This is a genomic window from Bradyrhizobium sp. PRIMUS42, assembly GCF_023006515.1.
Lineage (GTDB): Bacteria > Pseudomonadota > Alphaproteobacteria > Rhizobiales > Xanthobacteraceae > Bradyrhizobium.
Genome location: NZ_JALBGZ010001544.1, coordinates 1 through 511 on the forward strand (window position 1 = coordinate 1; position 511 = coordinate 511).

The window sequence follows — 511 nt, forward strand, 5'->3', positions numbered from 1 at the left end:
GGCCTCCTCCAGCGCACGGCGGAACACTTCGGCCGCACGCGCGATGTCGCCGATCTCGTTGTCGAGGTCGGCGGACGGGATGGAGGTGTCTTTCTGGCCCGCGGCAAGCGCGCGAATGGAGCGTGCGATCTGGGCGAGCGGACGGACCGTCCTGCGCACCACGAAGCCGGCCGCGAGAATGCCGATCAGAACGCCGATGGTGCCGAGCACGATGCTCTGCCATCGCGCTTCCGTCAGCGTACGGGCAAAGTCGCGCGACAGCACGTGGCCGCGCCGGTCGCTGACTTCGCGCAGCAATTCGGTGACGCGGCCGATCAGCCGTCCCTCGGTTCCCAGCACCTCGCGGTCGATGTCGGCGATCTGCCGCTCGCGGACGGCCACGGCCATGATGGCCTCGGCATAATCGTTCACCGCCGACCTCAGCCTGGCATCGCCAATGTTGAACGCCCGCATGTTCTGCGCGGCCTGCTCCGCCGCGGACGGGTTGCGCGCGAGCAGCCCGAGGGCGATG

1 protein-coding gene is annotated in these 511 nt (G+C 69.3%); it reads right to left on the bottom strand.

Annotated elements, in window-relative coordinates:
• The coding region (locus MOV75_RS41540) for a HAMP domain-containing protein (protein WP_247008684.1) at nucleotides 1-511 on the bottom strand (511 nt) is incomplete at both ends.